The sequence below is a fragment of the Amnibacterium flavum genome, from assembly GCF_003097495.1.
GTDB lineage: Bacteria > Actinomycetota > Actinomycetes > Actinomycetales > Microbacteriaceae > Naasia > Naasia flava.
In genome coordinates this window covers 299,328-316,836 of record NZ_QEOP01000002.1, presented here as the reverse complement: position 1 = coordinate 316,836, position 17,509 = coordinate 299,328, and the positions used below count along the sequence as shown (strand labels likewise).

General features: G+C 69.5%; 17 protein-coding genes. 9 read left to right on the top strand and 8 right to left on the bottom strand.

From position 1 onward, the window contains the following. A complete protein-coding gene (locus DDQ50_RS09120; protein WP_240614320.1) occupies positions 1–777 on the bottom strand; it encodes an SDR family NAD(P)-dependent oxidoreductase in 777 nt (258 codons plus the stop codon). 96 nt (positions 778–873) lie between these two features. On the opposite strand from DDQ50_RS09120, the gene DDQ50_RS09115 reads away from it, so the two are divergent. The 7 genes from DDQ50_RS09115 to DDQ50_RS09085 all read left to right on the top strand — a co-directional run bounded on the left by DDQ50_RS09115 (position 874) and on the right by DDQ50_RS09085 (position 8,740). Continuing rightward, a complete protein-coding gene (locus DDQ50_RS09115) occupies positions 874–1,953 on the top strand; it encodes an acyltransferase family protein (RefSeq protein WP_116756439.1) in 1,080 nt (359 codons plus the stop codon). 60 nt (positions 1,954–2,013) lie between these two features. Then, positions 2,014–3,330 carry a bifunctional o-acetylhomoserine/o-acetylserine sulfhydrylase gene (locus DDQ50_RS09110; RefSeq protein ID WP_116756438.1) on the top strand — a complete coding sequence of 439 codons (1,317 nt, stop codon included), beginning with the start codon at positions 2,014–2,016 and terminating at the stop codon, positions 3,328–3,330. Between the two features lie 115 nt (positions 3,331–3,445). After that, positions 3,446–4,654 carry a homoserine O-acetyltransferase MetX gene (gene metX / locus DDQ50_RS09105; RefSeq protein WP_116756437.1) on the top strand — a complete coding sequence of 403 codons (1,209 nt, stop codon included), beginning with the start codon at positions 3,446–3,448 and terminating at the stop codon, positions 4,652–4,654. A 132-nt stretch (positions 4,655–4,786) separates the two neighbouring features. After that, complete coding sequence (locus DDQ50_RS09100; protein ID WP_240614319.1) at positions 4,787–5,413, top strand: response regulator transcription factor; 627 nt, start codon at positions 4,787–4,789, stop codon at positions 5,411–5,413. A 117-nt stretch (positions 5,414–5,530) separates the two neighbouring features. Beyond that, complete coding sequence (locus DDQ50_RS09095) at positions 5,531–6,736, top strand: sensor histidine kinase (protein WP_116756435.1); 1,206 nt, start codon at positions 5,531–5,533, stop codon at positions 6,734–6,736. Further along, complete coding sequence (locus DDQ50_RS09090) at positions 6,733–8,052, top strand: hypothetical protein (RefSeq protein ID WP_165829740.1); 1,320 nt, start codon at positions 6,733–6,735, stop codon at positions 8,050–8,052. The genes DDQ50_RS09095 and DDQ50_RS09090 overlap by 4 nt, the downstream gene beginning before the upstream one ends. Before the next feature lie 34 nt (positions 8,053–8,086). Further along, complete coding sequence (locus DDQ50_RS09085) at positions 8,087–8,740, top strand: response regulator transcription factor (RefSeq protein ID WP_116756433.1); 654 nt, start codon at positions 8,087–8,089, stop codon at positions 8,738–8,740. A 690-nt stretch (positions 8,741–9,430) separates the two neighbouring features. Here the strand turns inward: DDQ50_RS09085 and DDQ50_RS09080 are convergent. After that, on the bottom strand, positions 9,431–10,669 hold the full coding sequence (locus tag DDQ50_RS09080; protein ID WP_116756432.1) for an MFS transporter: 1,239 nt from the start codon (positions 10,667–10,669) through the stop codon (positions 9,431–9,433). A 215-nt stretch (positions 10,670–10,884) separates the two neighbouring features. On the opposite strand from DDQ50_RS09080, the gene DDQ50_RS09075 reads away from it, so the two are divergent. After that, the gene (locus DDQ50_RS09075) at positions 10,885–11,064 is read left to right on the top strand and encodes an IclR family transcriptional regulator (RefSeq protein ID WP_116756431.1); all 180 of its coding nucleotides are present in this window, start codon (positions 10,885–10,887) and stop codon (positions 11,062–11,064) included. Here the strand turns inward: DDQ50_RS09075 and DDQ50_RS09070 are convergent. From DDQ50_RS09070 to DDQ50_RS09045, 6 genes are all read right to left on the bottom strand, one after another. After that, positions 11,049–11,375, bottom strand: coding sequence for a thiamine-binding protein (locus DDQ50_RS09070; protein ID WP_116756430.1), 327 nt, complete (start codon positions 11,373–11,375; stop codon positions 11,049–11,051). The two genes, DDQ50_RS09075 and DDQ50_RS09070, sit on opposite strands and share 16 nt — an antisense overlap. 69 nt (positions 11,376–11,444) lie before the next feature. Continuing rightward, the gene (locus tag DDQ50_RS09065; protein ID WP_116756429.1) at positions 11,445–12,704 is read right to left on the bottom strand and encodes a glycosyltransferase 87 family protein; all 1,260 of its coding nucleotides are present in this window, start codon (positions 12,702–12,704) and stop codon (positions 11,445–11,447) included. A 97-nt stretch (positions 12,705–12,801) separates the two neighbouring features. Next, positions 12,802–14,307, bottom strand: coding sequence for an FAD-dependent oxidoreductase (locus tag DDQ50_RS09060; RefSeq protein WP_116756428.1), 1,506 nt, complete (start codon positions 14,305–14,307; stop codon positions 12,802–12,804). Then, positions 14,304–15,191, bottom strand: coding sequence for an FAD:protein FMN transferase (locus DDQ50_RS09055; protein ID WP_116756427.1), 888 nt, complete (start codon positions 15,189–15,191; stop codon positions 14,304–14,306). Before DDQ50_RS09055 ends, DDQ50_RS09060 begins: the two co-directional genes overlap by 4 nt. Next, a complete protein-coding gene (locus DDQ50_RS09050; RefSeq protein ID WP_116756426.1) occupies positions 15,178–15,681 on the bottom strand; it encodes an FMN-binding protein in 504 nt (167 codons plus the stop codon). Before DDQ50_RS09050 ends, DDQ50_RS09055 begins: the two co-directional genes overlap by 14 nt. 110 nt (positions 15,682–15,791) lie before the next feature. Further along, positions 15,792–16,628, bottom strand: coding sequence for an ADP-dependent NAD(P)H-hydrate dehydratase (locus tag DDQ50_RS09045; protein WP_116756425.1), 837 nt, complete (start codon positions 16,626–16,628; stop codon positions 15,792–15,794). Positions 16,629–16,738: 110 nt separating this feature from the next. Here DDQ50_RS09045 and DDQ50_RS09040 point away from each other — a divergent pair, with 110 nt between their 5' ends. After that, the gene (locus DDQ50_RS09040) at positions 16,739–17,500 is read left to right on the top strand and encodes a carboxymuconolactone decarboxylase family protein (RefSeq protein WP_116756424.1); all 762 of its coding nucleotides are present in this window, start codon (positions 16,739–16,741) and stop codon (positions 17,498–17,500) included. Positions 17,501–17,509: the final 9 nt, after the last annotated feature.

Here is a 17,509-nt window from a genome sequence, read left to right as displayed (position 1 = left end):
TTAGCCGCGTTTGACCTCGAGCGGACCGCGGATGACCTTGAACTGCGCCGGCTGCGCGACCGGACGCACCGTGATGTGGTCGAGGTTGACGTGCGCGGGAGCCTGGAGGCTGTAGACGATGACGTCGGCGATGTCGTCGGCGGTCAGCGGGTCGACGACGCCGGCGTAGACCTTGTCCGCCCGCTCCTGATCGCCGCCGAAACGCGCCAGGGCGAACTCCTCTGTCTTGACCATGCCGGGGGCGATCTCGATGACGCGGAGCGGCTCGCCCGCGAGCTCGAGGCGGAGCACCTCGTTGACGCTCAGTAGGGCGGCCTTCGCGGCGTTGTACCCCGCGCCTCCCTCGTACACCTCGTGGGCGGCGATCGAGGTGATGTTGACGATGCTCGCCACCCCGGAGACCTCAGCGGCCTCGCGCAGCGAGGGAAGGAGCGCGGCGGTCACGCGCTGCACGGCGATGACGTTGACCTCGAACATCCAGCGCCAGTCGTCGACCGACGTGCTCTCGACGGGGTCGAGGCCGCGTGCGCCGCCGGCGTTGTTGACGAGGGCGTCCACCGCGGGACCGTCCGCGAGATGGGCGGCGAGTGCCGCGACATCCGCCTCGGACGTGAGATCGGCGACGAAGTAGGCCGCTCCGGTCTCCTCGGCCAACTCCTTCAACCGGTCCTCTCGGCGGGCGACTCCCGTCACGTCCCAGCCGTTCCGGCGCAGCAGAGCGACCGTGGCCCGTCCGATACCCGAGCTCGCTCCCGTCACCACTGCATGCCGCGCCACTGTCGCCGTCCTTCGCCTAGTTCCCGAGAGATCAGATGCCGGGCGCCGCTGCCCGGCATCCACGTTATCGCGGGAGAGCCGCCTTAAACTGAGCCGGTGCCGCCGACCGATGCCGCAACCGGCAAGAAGCGCCGGGTGCCGCTGTGGGACAACGCGCGATTCGCGGCGATCGTCCTCGTCGTCATCGGCCATGCGATCCTGCGCCTGACACCCGAGTCGTATCCGGCATCGGCGCTCTATCTGATCATCTACACGTTCCACATCCCGCTCTTCGTCCTGGTGAGCGGGTACTTCGCGAAGACGTCGCTCGACCGGCGAGGGCTGACCCGGATCGTCACCGATCTCGCGCTCCCCTACCTGATCTTCGAGACGATCTGGACGGTGGTGCAGTGGCTCGTCGAGCGCAACGACGTCGTCAACTACGCCAACCCGTCGTGGACCCTGTGGTTCCTGCTCGCGCTGATCGGGTGGCGACTGCTGCTCCCCCTCCTGGCCGTGACCCGCTACCCGCTCGCGGTGTCGGTGGTGGTGTCGGTGCTCGCCGGCTACCTCGGCGACATCGACGAGACCTTCGCCCTGTCGCGGACGCTGGGGCTCCTCCCGTTCTTCGTGCTCGGCTGGCGGCTCCGGCAGTGGCGTCTGCGCGACCGGGCCGTCACGGACTACTGGGAGCAGGCATCGCGCCGCGTCGTCGTGTGGGTGCGCATCGGGGCCGGTGCACTGTTCGCCGCGTTGATCGTCGTCGCATCGACATCGGTGATCCCGCTGCGCGAGGCACGGGTGCGGCGCTTCCTCCTCTTCGACGAGTCCTACCCCGAGATCGGCTACGACCAGTGGTGGGCGGGAGGCATCCGGCTGGCCGTCATCGTGGTCGCGGCCGTGTTCAGCATCGCGTTCCTGGCGCTCCTGCCGCGCACGGCGACCTGGTTCACCCCGCTCGGGGCGGCGACCATGTACGTCTACCTGCTGCACACCGCGTTCCTCTATCCGCTGCGGGAGACCGGCTTCCTGGCCGCGAACGCGAACACCCCGACTCTGATCCTCGTTCTGATCGGTTCGTTCCTCCTCGTCCTCCTCCTCGCCTCGAAGCCGGTCCGCACGGTCTTCCGTCCTCTCATCGAACCGCGCGCGGCGTGGCTGCTCGCCAGCGACCCCGCCTCGAAGCGAACGTCCTGAGAGTTACGCCATGTGTCGACCGCGTTGCCGGTCGCCTCACCCGTTCGTAGGCTCGGCCCCATGACTGATTCACAGTGGAGATTCGAGACCCAGCAGATCCACGCCGGAGCCTCGCCCGACCCGACGACCAACGCCCGGGCCACCCCCATCTACAAGACGACCTCGTACGTCTTCAACAGCGCAGAGCACGCCAAGAACCTCTTCGCGCTGGCCGAGTTCGGCAACATCTACAACCGCATCCAGAACCCGACCCAGGCCGTCGTCGAGGACCGCGTCGCAACCCTCGAAGGCGGAACAGCGGCGCTGCTGCTCGCATCGGGCCAGGCGGCCGAGACCTACGCGGTGCTCAACATCGCACAGGCCGGCGACCACATCGTGTCGTCGAGCTCGATCTACGGCGGCACCTACAACCTCTTCAAGTACACCCTCGCCAAGCTCGGCATCGAGACGACGTTCGTCGAGAACCAGGACGACGCCGAGGAGTGGCGCCGTGCGGTCCGCCCGAACACGAAGCTGTTCTTCGCCGAGACCATCGGCAACCCGCGCATCAACATCCTCGACATCTCGCTCGTGGCGGATGTCGCCCACGAGGCCGGGGTACCCCTGATCGTCGACAACACGATCGCGACGCCGTACCTGATCCGCCCCCTCGAGCACGGAGCCGACATCGTCGTGCACTCCGCGACGAAGTTCCTCGGCGGTCACGGCATCGTCGTCGCGGGCATCATCGTCGACGGCGGCAAGTTCAAGTGGAGCGAGAACGCGGAGAAGTTCCCGGGGCTCACCACGCCCGACCCGTCGTACCACGGTGCGGTCTTCACCGACGCGGTGGGTGACGGCATCGCGTACATCATCAAGGCGCGTGTGCAGCTGCTCCGCGACCTGGGCGCATCGATCTCGCCCGACAGCGCGTTCAGCCTCATCCAGGGCATCGAGACGCTGAGCCTGAGGATCGAGCGGCACGTGCAGAATGCCGAGGACATCGCGCTCTGGCTCGAGAACCACCCCGACATCGCCAGCGTCAACTACGCGGGCCTGCAGTCGAGCCCCTGGTACCAGGCCGGCCAGAAGTACGCGCCCAAGGGCGTCGGCGCGATCATCTCGTTCGAGCTCAAGGGCGGCGTCGACGCCGGTTCGAAGTTCGTGGAGAGCCTCGAGCTGTTCAGCCACCTGGCGAACATCGGCGACGTCCGCTCGCTCGTCATCCACCCCGCGTCGACGACGCACTCGCAGCTCACGCCCGAGCAGCAGCTCACGGCCGGTGTCACGCCGGGCCTCGTGCGCCTGTCGGTCGGTCTCGAGAACGTCGAGGACCTCAAGGCCGACCTCGAGATCGGTCTGAAGGCGGCACGGGAGCTCAGCTCGCAGTCCGTCTGACCCGCGCACAGGAAGGCGCCGTTCCGTTCGGGACGGCGCCTTCCCGCATGTCCGGCCGGTTCGGCGACGTAACAATCGCGGACGCGCAGGCGGGGTCCGCGATACTGAAGTCCGCATGGACTGGCAGACCCCTGAAGACGCGGTGCCGTCGACCTTCGTGACGGAGGCCGACCAGAGAGCCCTGCTCGGCAAACCGCCGGCCACCGGCGCGTGGCGCGAGGGCGATCCCGCAGCCGACCGCCTCTTCGTCGACGTCGGCACGATCGCCCTCGAACGCGGCGACGAACTGCCCGGCGTCCGCATCGCGTACGAGACCTTCGGCACGCTCTCCCCCAGCGGCGACAACGCCGTGCTCGTCCTGCACGCGCTCACGGGCGACGCGCACCTCGTCGGCTCACCGGGCCCCGGCCAGCCCACGGGCGGATGGTGGGGCGGCATGGTCGGCCCGGGACTCGCGATCGACACCGACCGCTGGTTCGTCGTGGCCCCGAACATCCTCGGCGGCTGCCAGGGCAGCACCGGTCCGGCCTCGCTCGCTCCCGATCGTCGCGAATGGGCGTCGCGCTTCCCGCTCCTCACCATCCGCGATCAGGTGGCGGCCCAGCTCGCCTTCACCGACCGCATCGGCATCGCCAGATGGGCAGCCGTCATCGGCGGATCGATGGGCGGCATGCACGTGCTCGAGTGGGGTGTCGAGCACACCGACCGGGTCGAGCGGCTGGCCGTCCTCGCCGCGCCCGCCATCGCGAGCGCCGACCAGATCGCCCTCAACTCCGTGCAGGTCGAGGCCATCGGCATGGACCCCCGGTTCCGCGGCGGCGAGTACTACGGCGTCCCCGACGGCGAGGGCCCCCACCGGGGATTGGCGCTCGCCCGTCGGATGGCTCTCCTCAACTACCGCAGCCCCACTGAACTCAACGAACGGTTCAGGCGCAGCTGGCAGAGCGGACTCGACCCGCTGGCCGGGACCGGCGGGCGGTTCGCGGTGGAGTCCTACCTCGACTTCCACGGCAACAAGTTCACCCGGCGCTTCGACGCGAACAGCTACCTGCGTCTCGTCGGGGCGATGAGCTCCCACGACATCGCCCGAGGGAGGGAGAGCGCCCAGGCCGCCCTCTCCCGCATCGACATCCCGTCGCTGATCCTCGGGATCGACAGCGACCGCCTCTTCCCCGTCGAGGATCAGCGTTTCATCGCCGAGCACGTCCCCGGCAACATCGACGGCGACGAGCCCGTCGTGATCTCCTCCGACTTCGGCCACGACGGCTTCCTGATCGAGAACGAACTCGTCGGTCGCGAGATCTCCCGCCTCCTCGCCGTCTGACCATTCCACGGCTCATCGGATTCGCCGGGTGCCGAAAGTGAGAATTCCACTAATATCGGTTGGCATCACGCCTCGGACGACGGTCGTATGGAACTAACCACTAAGAGCACGCCCACCCCAGCCCGGGTCAGAGTGGCTGTACTCGACGACCATCGGATGGTCGCGGAAGGCATCTCGGCTCGGCTCGGTTCGTCGCGCACGCCGATCGACGTCGTCGCAACCGTGTCGTCGTGGGGCGCCCTCCTCTCGCACGCCGAGTTCCCCGTCGATGTCGTCATCCTCGATCTCAACCTCGAGGACAACATCCCGGTCTCCACCAAGCTCCGCGCGCTCAACTCCGCCGGGGCCCGCACGGTCATCATCAGCCGGCACACCGATTCGGCGTCCATCCACGGGGCGATCCAGGCCGGCGCCGCCGCGTTCATCGCGAAGTCGGAGTCGACCGAGACCCTCATCGCCACCGTCCTCGCGGCCGCGGAGGGCACGACCGAGTTCAGCGACGCCGTCCGCCGTGCCCTCGCCGACTTCCAGAACGCCGAGGATCCGGGCCTCGGCCGTCAGGAGCACCGCGCGCTCGTGCTCTACGCGGCCGGCCGCTCCATCAAGGAGGTGGCCAGCGACATGGACACCACCGAGGAGACGATCAAGTCCTACATCAAGCGCGCGCGGCGGAAATACCGGGCGATCGGCATCGACCTCGGCACCAAGAACCTGCTCCGCAGGCATGCCATCCGCGAAGGCTGGATCACTCCCGAGTAGGGACCTGGAGGGTGACGGGGGCGTGTCGTATCGGAGTGGCACCCCCATTTCAGGGCACAAGGGTGTCAGCATGTGGTCGCCGCGAAGCCTGCGGCGCGAACCGACCCGGAAACCCCGATGGAACGAATAGTCAAGGAACGCGACAGACTCCTCCGCCGCAGTGCGCGGCTGCTGGGGATCGTCGGCGCTGCCGCCGCGCTTCTCTGCCTCGTCCTCCCGGGGACCATCGAGCTCGGTTCCCTCGCGGTCCTGCTGCCGTTCTTCGCCCTGCTCTTCGCCGGCCTCTACCGCGTCGGAGTCTCGGGCTCGCTCGTCTGGATGGGCGTCGCCGTCCTCTCGGGTGACGCGATCATCCTGCTCGTCCACTTCGCGAGCACGGGCCTCCTCGCCCCGATCACCGGGGTGGGCGCGAGTCCCACGGGTCTCACCGACGGAGCCGAGACCGCGATCCGGTTCCTCGCATCGTGGACGACCGCCAGCGTCGCGATCGTGCTCGTCACCTCGCTCGGACGCATGCTGCTGCTCGCCGCCGCCTTCGCGGCGACACTCGCCGCGACGCTGTTCTCCGCACTCGCCGCGCCTGACGGCCTGGTGACTCTCGGCGCCGTCGTCGCCGGTTGGGCCGTCGCCAGCACACTCGGGTCGCTGCTCGGGGTCGGCGTGGTCCGGGCGGCCCGGCGCATCTCCAACATCGGACGCGCGCACCGCGCGGAACGGCAGGCGAGCGAGACCGAGGCGCAGCGCCGCCAGGGCGCCCGCCTCCTGCACGACACGGTCCTCGCCAGCCTCACACTGCTCGCGCATCAAGGCCTCGGGGTCTCCACCGATGCGATGGTCCAGCAGGCCGGCGACGATGCCCGGCTGCTGCGTCAGCTGCGCCTCGGCACCGCTCCCCTGCCCGCGGCGGCGGCGGAGTACAACCTCAAAACGCCCGTCGAGGAGTCGACGCTCGGCAACACGCTCGAGGCGGTCAAGCAGCGCTTCGGCCGGATGGGCCTCTCGGTCAGCTGGCACGGCACCGGTCAGGTGCTGCTGCCCGGCCACATCCTCGACGCCTTCCTCGGCTCACTGGCCGAGTGCCTCGAGAACGTCCGTCGGCACGCGGGCGTCGAGGAGGCTCATGTGACCATCACCGATGACGACACCACCATCCGGGCGATGGTCACCGACAACGGCGTCGGATTCGACCAGTCGACGATCAGCGAGGGCCGGCTCGGCTTCAAGGAGTCGGTCGTCGCGCGGCTGCGAGAGGTCGGCGGCAACGTGAGGGTCTTCTCCGCTCCCGGATCTGGCACCACCGTCGTTCTGGAGGTGCCGAAATGACCTCGATCGCCGATCTCGCCAGTGGGCCGTCGGAACCGTCCGACGACGGCGTCGAGGAGAACACGCTCGGCACCGTCGCCCAGAAGCCCGGCAAGGGCCGGGGCAAGGGCCGCGCCCGCTCGGTCCGCATCACCCGTTCCGCCGGTTCCCGGATCCTCGACGAGCACGCGGGCAGCCTCGGCACCGGCTTGCTCGGCATCGGCGCCATGTTCGTCTGCGTAACCCTCGCGGTCTTCAGCCTCGGCCGGTTCGTCGAGCTGTGGGCCGTGTACCCGGTCCCGCTCGCCGCGATCGCCGCCTGGCTGCTGTTCGCGGGCCTGCTCGTCGCGGTCGGGATCGTCATCCGGCAGAACGACGACCGCCTGCCCGACGGCATGTTCATCGGCTTCCTCGTCGGCCTGGCCGGCGTCATCGCCCTGGACCTGGTCGCGATCTGGCCGCTGCACGATGTCGCCGGCACGGCCTCGGCTGCCATCGCAGCCGGTGTGGGTCTCGTCGCGGTCGTCGCCGTGCGGGCTGCGCGGGAGCTGTGGGTCGCGGCGGCCGTCGTCGGGGTGACCCTGTTCGCCGCGGATCTCCTCGACGGCACGATCGAGTTCGACAACCTCGTACCGACCGTCTCGATGCTGTGCCTCGCGGTGCTGCCCGCGCTCCTCGGCTCGCTCATCGTCCGCGGCTTCCGGCGCATGGTCACCCTCGAACTCGACCGGGTGCTCGTCCAGAGCACCGTCTCGGCGCCCCGATACGCGGTCGGAATGCTCGCGTCGGAGGAGCTCGCCCGCCTCGACCTCGCGGCGGAGCAGCTGCTCGAGGGCATCGCCAGCGGGGCGACGCCGCTCCCCCTCGAGCCCAAGCTCGCCCAGCGGTCGGCGTCGCTCGCGACCGAGCTCCGTCTGCACCTCATCGAGGGTCGGCGGGAGACCTGGCTGCATCACGCGATCACCGAGTCCGAGATGCTCGGCCGCCGTGTCACCCTCAGCGATCCGGGCACGCTCGCCGGTCTGCTCGACCCGCGTCAGCGCGACGGGCTGTTCTCCGCCGTGTGGCTGCTCGCGGGCGAGGCGGGCACGAAGGCGGCGAAGCAGGGTCGCACCCTGAAGCTCACGCTCGGACCCGTCGCCGCGGACCGCGACATGGGCCCGCTGCACAAGGTTCTGGTTCCGATAACCATTGAAACCACGGGTGTGGCGCGCGGTCGCGTCGACCCGGCGACATGGGATGCTATCCGTCGAGTGGGCAAGCACGTCGACTCGATGCGTGCAGGAAGTCTCCGTGTCGAAATCGAGTGCGTCGCCGACAACCCGGCGGACTCATGACCAATCCGGCCCATCGCTCGCTCAGGAGGACACAGTGACCGACCCATCCCGCATCTCTCTCGCCGTCGTCGACGACCACAAGATGCTTCTCGGTGCTCTCACCGAGTGGATCCGCAACGCCGCGGGCGACATCGACATGGTCGCCGCCGTGACGACGTGGCCCGAGCTGCTCACGCACCCTCAGTTCCCCGTCGACGTCGTGCTCCTCGACCTCGACCTCAAGGACAACATCCCGATCTCGCTCAAGCTGTCGACGTTGAAGACGACGGGTGTCGCCACGGTGCTGATGAGCACCTACTCCGAGCCGAACGTGGTGCGCGAGGCACTCGCCGCCGGCGCGCTCGGCTACCTCGTGAAGAGCGAGGAGGCGTCGATGATCGTTCAGGCCATCCGCAACGCGTCGCGGGGCGAGTCGTTCATCTCGGCTGAGCTCGACCTGGCCCTGAACGCCGGCGACATCGGCGGTGCCCCGAAGCTCAGCGCCCAGGAGCGCCGGGTGATGGCCCTCTACGGCGGCGGCGAGCCCGTGAAGACGGTCGCGTACGAGCTCGGCATCTCGGAGGAGACGGCGAAGTCGTACCTCAAGCGCATTCGCGAGAAGTACCGGGTCGCGGGCTTCGATGTGGGAACGAAGGTGGCGCTGCGCAAGCGCGCCATCCAGGACGGCATCCTCCTCCAGACCGACTGAGTCGACACCCGACTTCGGAGAGCGGCCAGGCCCATCGCACCCGTGCGGGGCCTGGCCGCTCTCGCGCGCGACCGAACACCCGCCCTCGCGCTCAGCAGGAACCCCGACGCCCCAGCAGGAACGAATCCCGGATCCGCCCCTGCTGAAGCGCCGACATTCCTGCCGAACGCATCGGTCACTCTCGCTCAGCAGGTGAAAAACCCGCCAGCAGGTGAAATCCGCTCATTAGCCCTGCTGAACGCGTTTCCGCCTGCTGAGCGACAGGGCCACCCACACCCCGGCCGCGACCTCCGGGTCCCTCGCGCTCAGCAGGAGCCCCGACACCCCAGCAGGAACAATTCCCGGATCGGCACCTGCTGAAGCGTCGACATTCCTGCCGAACGCACCCGTCACTCTCGCTCAGCAGGTGAAAGACCCGCCAGCAGGTGAAATCCGCCTCATTCCACCTGCTGAACGAACTTCCGCCTGCTGAGCGAGGGAAAAGCCGGGATTCCGCCTGCTGAGCGACAGGGCCACCCTCCCCTGGCCGCGGCCTCCGGCCCCCTCGCGCTCAGCAGGAACCCCGGCGGCTCAGCAGGAATGAATCCCGGATCCGCACCTGCTGAAGCGTCGACATTCCTGCTGAGCGCGAGGACCGAGGGAGGAGAGCCCGAGGGCGGGGGCGGCGGGGGTGCGAACTCGGCGGGCGGGTCAGAGGGCGTCGATGGGGACGGCCTGGGCGGCCGGGACCTCGCGGGCGGTGGCGCGGCGGTCGAAGACGAACGCGACCAGTGCGAGCACCACGCCGGCGATGCTCAGCAGGAGCCCGACCACGATCGGCGACAGGTAGCCGAGACCCGCGGCGATGGTGAGCCCGCCGAGGTACGCGCCCAGCGCGTTGCCGATGTTGAGCGACGAGTGGTTGATCGCGGCGGCGATCGTCTGACTGTCACCGGCGACGTCCATCAGGCGGACCTGGATCGCCGGAGACAGCGCCGACGAGGTCGCACCGATCAGGAAGATGAAGACGAACAGCAGGATGGGCACCGAGGCGGTCAGCAGCAGGCCGGCGAGCGAGGCGATCACACCCACGAAGAAGACGATGATGGCGCGCTTGACTCCCCTGTCGACGTAGTGGCCGCCGACGAAGTTGCCGATGGTCATGCCGACGCCGAACGCGATGAGCAGCAGAGGGACCACCTCGACGGGCAAACGCGCCACATCGGTCGCGATCGGCGACACGTAGGTGTACGCGGAGAAGAGTCCACCGAACCCGATCGCCCCGATCGCGAGGGCGAACCACACCTGCGGCACCGTGAACGCGCGCAGCTCGTTGCGGACCGTCGCACCCGGGTTGGCCGCCATCCGCGGAACGGCGAGGATCACCGCGAGCGAGGTGAGGGCGAACACGACGCCGACGGCCACATAGGCCACCCGCCAGCTGGTCTGCTGTCCCAGCCAGGTGATCGACGGGACCCCGATGACGTTCGCGATCGTGAGACCGCCGATGACGAACGCGACTCCCCGGCCGCGGTTGCCGGGCCCCATCAGCGAGGTCGCGACGAGCGAGGCGACACCGAAGTAGGCACCATGCGGGAGGGCAGCCACGAACCGGGCGACCAGCACGAGACCGAAGCTCGGCAGCAGCGCTGAGGCGAAGGTCGCGAGCGCGAACCAGATCGTGAGCCCGATCAGGAGCTTCTTGCGGGAGAACCGGGCCGCGAACGCCGCGATCGTCGGCGCTCCGACGACGACGCCCGCCGCGTAGGCGGCGATGAGGGCGCCCGCCTGGGCGTTGGCGTCCTCGGGGTTGACCGCGTAGACGCCGGGCAGCAGATCGCGCGCCAGATCGGGCAGCAGGCCGATCGCCACGAACTCGGTGCAGCCGATGCCGAAGCCGCCGAGAGCGAGTGCCAGGAGGGCGAAGCGGGTGCGGGCGGGCGAGAGCAACGGGGGCGGCCTTTGCGGAGTCGAGAGTCGGACGGCTCCGATGCCGCAGGTACGACTCAACGATAACCCTCGCCCCACGACGGCTCGCCGACCGGGCTGCACGCCGGTCGATCAGCCGAGGAATTCGACCACGCCATCGACGACGGCCACGGTATCGCCCGTCCCAGCTCGCCCACGACCGCGAGCTCGGCTGCACCTACAGCCCCGGGCGCCGGGTGCAGAACAACACGGGCATCGCCGGACCATCATTCGATGCGACCGGGCGGTGCGCCGGAGCGCCCACACCGTCCCCGCCCGCCGACAGCCTCGTCGGGATGTCGATCGATGAGATCGGCGGCGCGATCCGCGATGCGGCGCGGGGCATGTCGGCCCGCCTCGGCTATACGACCGAGTAGCTCTCGCGCCCGCCCTCGAGCGCCTTCTCCAGGCGTTCGACCTTGCCTTCGAGCTCGCCGGAGTAGCCGGGCCGGATGTCCGCCTTGAGGACCAGCGAGACGCGGGACCCGTGCCGGCCGACCGCGTCGGTGGCGCGGCGGATGACATCGAAGACCTCGTCCCAGTCCCCCTCGATGGTCGTGAACATCGAATCGGTGTGGTTCGGCAGGCCCGATTCGCGGACGATGCGGACCGCATCCGCCACCGCATCGTGCACCGACGCGTCGGGACCCTCGCCGCCGCTGGGTGCGACCGAGAACGCTACGAGCATGTCCGTCTCCTCACCGGTCTGCGGCGGTCGCCGACCAATGCGATCCACTCTGACACGAACCCGCGCTCGTCACACCGGGTCGGACTGGGCGACGTCCTCGCGGGTGGGCTCGATCACGACTCTCCGCCCCGCTGCGGCCAGCCGCACGAGTGCACCGACCGCCTGCGCGAGCAGCACGAGGAACAGGAGATTCCTCGCCCCCAGCACGAGCACGGCCGCCGGCTCGGCGAGCACGATCCCGTTGTAAGCCCAGGGATAGACGATCTGGGTGAGAACGGCGACGACGAGCACCGCGACCGCACGCCGACCGGACACCGCCCGCCCGTGCAGGATTCCGAGCACGACCGGCGCGGCGAGCCAGCCGACGAACTGCGGCGACCCGACCTTGTTGACCACGATGAGGGCGAGCACGAGTGCGAACGACGCCTCGATGAGAAGCTCGACCGGGTCGGCACCCCGCCGCAGCGCGATGAGGACGAGGGCGGCGATGGCCGCGACCACGAGAACCAGCACGGGTGTCATCACCGCGGCAAGGGACTGGGTGCCGGGGCCCGCGACCTGGTAGGTGAGGATGTCGGTGTCGTAGTAGACGGCGTAGCCGTCGAGGTGCAGAGCGGCCCCCCAGAGCCACCAGCTGCTGATCGGCGCCTCGACCTGCAGTCCGCGCCCCGTCTGCTCGAGGATGAAGCTGAACAGGCCGCGGGACCCGCCGATGGCGATCGCCGCCGCGAGGATGACCGCGGTCGCGGCGAGGGATCCGATCAGGATCCGTGCCCGTTGTCGGACGGCCAGGATCGCGGCCCCGATGAGAGCGGCGGGCCAGATCTTGATCCACGTCGCCAGCCCGAGGAGCACGCCGGCGACCACCGGCCGATCGAGCAGCCAGACGACGGCGACCAGGGCGATCGGCGCGGTCACGCCGTCGATGCGTGCGACCGCGACCGGTCCGAGCGCCGCGAGGAAGACGATCCACCACCAGGCCGCCGCGCGACTGCGGCTGAGCAGGACCGCCACCGCGATCGCGTCGAGGATCGTGACCAGCACGAGCCAGGTCTCGCCGTAGTGCGCCGAGCCGAACAGCATCGCCGCCCCCATCGGCAGCAGGGCGCCGATCGGGTACACCCACGAGGTGTCGATGCCCACGAGCACACCGTTGTCGACCGCGTAGTCCATCCAGAACCGGTAGACGTTGACGACGTCGCCGAATGGGAGGTGGACGGTGTCGTTGAGGTTGATGTAGGCCAGCACCCCGTGCACGACGAGGAACGTCGCCCATAGTCCGATCGGCCCCGCGGCGGTCGATCGCAACGACCTCTGAGGCTTCGTCATGCCCGCCTCCGAACCGGTCGCACCAGAGCACGCTACCCCAGCGGGGACCGCGGGTCCGGCCACCGCGCTGCGCCCGCCCCGCGGCCCGCGGGTCGGATCAGTAGCCGGAGAAGCGGTCCGTGCGGATCCGCTTCACGCCTGCGGCACGGAGCGCTCCCCGCGAGCGGTCGACGAAGAGCGGCGCACCCGACACGTAGGCCTCACGGCTCGCGATGTCGGGCACCGCGGCCAAGGCGCCCTCGAGCTCGTCGACACGGGTCCAGCCGGCGGGCAGGCTCTCGCCCGTGTCCGGTGAGACGAGCACCACCCGCGCACCCGACCTCTCGATCTCATCACGGTAGATCAGCTCGTCGTAGGAGCGCGCCCGCACGACGAGCACGGCGTCGCGCCCCGCACCGAGCTCGGCGACGAACGGGGTGACGCCGATGCCGCCGGCGATGAGGACGACAGGTGCGTCACGGTCGTCCGGCAGCACGAAGTCGCCGCCGACCCAGGTGGCCCGGGCGATCGCCCCGGGCTCCATCGAGGAGAGAGCGCGTTTGAAGGCGCTCGGCCGCTCCGGTACGCGCACCGCCACCCGGACCTCGCCCGGGTCCTCGGGTCCCGACACGATCGAGAGATGCCGTCGTGAGCCGCGGACGTCTCCGCGCACCCCGGGAAGCTGCAGCTCGAGGTACTGACCGGGCCGGTGAGCCCGTCGTGGTGGGCGCGAGACACCGAACCGGTACTCGACCGCGTCGGAGCCGACGGGACGCGAGCCGCGGTAGCGCAGGGTCAGACCCACGGGGATCGCGAGCGCGGCGGCGACGAGGTTGCCGACGAGCAGTGCGAAGGCCTGACTGAGATTGAAGGTGCCGAAGCTGATGGTGACGAACAGCGGGAGCGCGAAGAGCACGGCGACGACCGCGGCCACGACGAGTTGCTGACGACGGCGGGGTGGGAGCGTCAGCGGCTCGGACAGCATGAACGCGCCGAGGAACACGATCGGGTACGAACCGAGCGCCTGGCCGAGGGCGACGAGGGGGTCGGTGCCGAACCGGACGAGGCCCAGCACGATGAACACCGTGGCGAGCGCCATGAAGGTGAGCCCGACGAGATGGGTGCGGGTGCGCCACAGCACGAGGATCGCGCCGATGACGACGAGCGGGAGCATCTGCGGTGTGGCCACCCACCACCCCTCGGCTCCCGCACCGGTGAGTGTGACGAGGAAGACGCCGGCGGCGGCGGGGTTCAGCAGGTGCCGACCGCCCACGGCGATGGCGAACTTCGAGGCGGCGGCGAGCAGCGCCGCGAGCCCGATGATGGCCAACCCGACCGGCTCGGCGGTGGGCAGCAGCAGGAAGAAGACGAGGAGGCCGGTGATGATCGACGACTCGCCGTGCACGGGAACCCGGAACAGCAGGCCGAGCAGACGCGAGGCGCCCCAGGTGACGGCGATCGCGACGGCGGCCGAGGCGAGCAGGGCCACCGGGGAGTAGAAGAGCTGACCGGACGCCGACAGGATGAGCGCGAGCACGAGCAGGGCGCCGAGCACGATCGTCATGAGCCGGTACATGGTGAACCGGCCGGTGATCCGGTCGAGGAGGGTGGCGACGGCTGTCATCGGGTGAAGACCTCTCCTGGCAGGCCGGGCGTCGTCTCGACGCGGCCATCGGTGAACATGCGGACCGCCTCGAACCGCCAGCCGGTGCGCCCCGCGAGCGTATCGGCATCGGCGAAGAAGAGAGCGGTGGCCAGCGCGTCGGCGTGCAGCGCGTCGTCGGCGACAGCCCAGGTGGCGGCGACCTCGTCGACGGGCAGGCCGGTCAGGCCGTCGAGGACGTGGTGGAGGCCGGAGCCCCAGGCGCGGCGGTTGGTCGCAGAGCCGCAGATCGCTCCCCCGCCGATCTCGAGGACCCCGATCGCCGTGCTCGGATCGTACGGATGCTCGAGTGCGACTCGCAGCGGTCCCTCGGCGCGGTGCAGGAGGTCGCCGCTGGCGTCGATGGTGACCCGCGGCAGGCCGAGCCGCGCGAGGAGGCCGGCGACGAGGTCGACCAGGTATCCCTTGCCTGCAGCGCCGAAGTCGATCAGCACCGGGGCCGTCGCGGTGACGGTGCTGCCGTCGACCGCGACACCGCTGCGCCAGTCGAGACTCGCGATCGGGTCGCCGCTCGGCGTGAGACTGTAGCCCGCGTCGTAGCCGAGCCGCTCGAGGGACAGGCCGACGAGCGGGGTCATCGCGCCGTCGGTCGCGTCGAACAGCGCGTCGTACACCTCGACCAGCGGCGGCAGGTCAGCGGGGAAGGTCACGCTTCCGCCGTGCTCGGCGAGCCGTGTGACGAGCGAGTCGGCGCGAAACCGCGAGTAGGCCAGATCGAACCGTTCGACGAGGTCGTGCACCTCGCGCGTCTGATGCGGCGCGAGGAGCACATCGCTGTCGATCTGCCACGCGGTGCCGATCGCGTCGAAGCGGAGCGTGTGGTGCCTCCGGTCAGCTGCCGGCATCAGCCTTGATCGTCTTGACGGCCTCGTTGAAGCCGCCGCTGGTCAGCGACGATCCCGAGACCTTGTCGACGGACAGGTCGTCGATGTTCTTGCCGACGACCTCGGCGGCGATGCCGGAGGCGAACGCCTTCTGGTACTGCACCGCGTTCCCGCTCGTGGCCTCGGGGGTGACGGTGACCGCGGTCACGACGTCGCCCTCGAGGGTGATCGAGACGGAGATGGACTCGTTGCCGCCCGGCGAGAGGTAGCTGCCCTCGGCGTCGTAGGTGCCGTCGGTGTAGCTGCCCGAGCCCGTCGCACCGTCGGTGCTCTCGGCGCTCGCACTCGGCGCGGTCGTCGCCTCCGTGCTCGTCCTGCTGTCGTCGGTGCCGGTCGTCGGCTCCGCCTCCGCCTGGGTCGGGGTGCACGCGGCGAGCGTGCCGAGCAGTCCGAGGCCGGCAATGGTGGCGAATCCCGCTCGGGCGAGCGGACGGGGGCGGGTCGTGGTCATGGCGGGCTCCTCGTGATTGCGTCAGAGTGCGATTCGGCACGGACTGGTTGTCCTGTCAACCAACCTAACCAGCGATGTCCGGGCGAAACTGGCGGGTATCGAAGAGCTTCCTATGAAGCCAGATCCACGAATGCGGCGCGGATGCGCTCCGCGATGTCGAGCGCGACGATCGGCCCACCGCCCGAGGCGAGATCGCCCGCCCGCCCGTGGAGCCGAGCCGCCGCTGCCGCCACCGCGGTGAGATGCTCGGGCTCAGCCTGGATCCGCTCGGAATGGGCGGCGAGGAGCGCACCGAGGATGCCGCCCAGCACATCGCCCGAACCGGCCGTCGCGAGCCACGGCGAACCCGCCTGCACGCGCACGCCGACCGAATCGGGCGCGACGACGTGGGTCACGTTCCCTTTGAGGAGGACGACCACCTGTGCGCCGTCGGCAGCCCGCCGCGCCCACGTCTCGGGATCCCGCTCGATCGCGTCGCGTTCGACGTCGAAGCCGAGTTCGCTGAGCATCCCCACCAGCTCGCCGGCGTGAGGCGTGACGACCGTCGGGCCCGTCGACCTGCTGACCAGGTCGAGCGCCCCGGCGTCGAGTACGGTCGGCAGCCCCTGATCGAGCCATTCTCCGAAGGCGAGGTCCTCCGCCTCGCTCCGGTCGGCGCGGTCGGTGCCCGAGCCGATGAGCCAGGACTGCACGCGACCGGGGACCGTGACGACCTCGGGACGGCGCTGCAGGACGAGGCGCGCCGCTGCGGCGTCGCCGAGGTAGCGGATCATCCCCGCGCCCGATCGCGCCGCGGCCTCGACGCCGAGGACGGCGGCACCCGGATATCGCGCGGATCCTGTGACGACGCCGACGACGCCGCGGGAGTACTTGTCGTCGCCGGCGATCGGGACCCGCAGCCACTCCGCGGTCTCCGCTTCGGTCCAGTCGCGCCACGAGTTCGCCATGCATTCACCCTAGGCTTCGGCACCGTCAGCAAGGAGAACGAACCTCGTTTGCGCGCGATTGTATGACGGTCATATAGTCCAGGGAGAGAACCCGACGAAGGAGTTGGCACGTGGCACTGACCGAACATCAGGAGCAGATCAAGGCGCAGTTCGTCGCCGAGCGCGGATTCTGGGGCGAGCCCTGGGAATCGGTGCTGAAGATCGATCCCGACTTCGTCGCGGCATACCACCGCATGTACATGGTCCCGTGGCGGAAGAACCATCTGAGCCCCAAATTCAAGGAGCTCTGCTACATCTCGATCAACGCCGCGGCGACCCACCTGCACGTCCCGGGGATCCTCCCCCACATCAAGGCGGCGCTCGACTTCGGGGCGACCCCTGCCGAGATCCTCGAGGTGCTCGAGCTGGCGGCGACACTCGGCATCCACGCCATGAACATCGGCGTCCCACTGCTCGTCGAGGTGCTCGAGGAGAACGGTCGCACGGGTCCCGCTCCCCTGACCGAGTACCAGGAGGAGCTCAAGCAGGAGTTCACCGACGTCCGCGGCTACTGGCACGACTTCTGGAATGAGATGCTCGAGCTCGACCCCGAGATGTTCGGGGCCTACACGGAGTTCTCGACGGTCCCCTGGCGAACCGGCACTCTCACGCCGGCCGAGAAGGAGCTGATCTACATCAGCTACGACATCGCCGCGACTCACCTCTACGTGCCCGGCACGAAGCTGCACATCCGCAATGCGCTGAAGCACGGCGCGACCGTCGGCGAGATCCTCGAGGTGATGGAGATCGCCTCGGTCATCGGCATCCACGCGGTCACGACCGCGGTGCCGATCCTGTCCGAAGAGCTGGACCGCCGCGGTATCGAGCTCTGACCGAGCCCG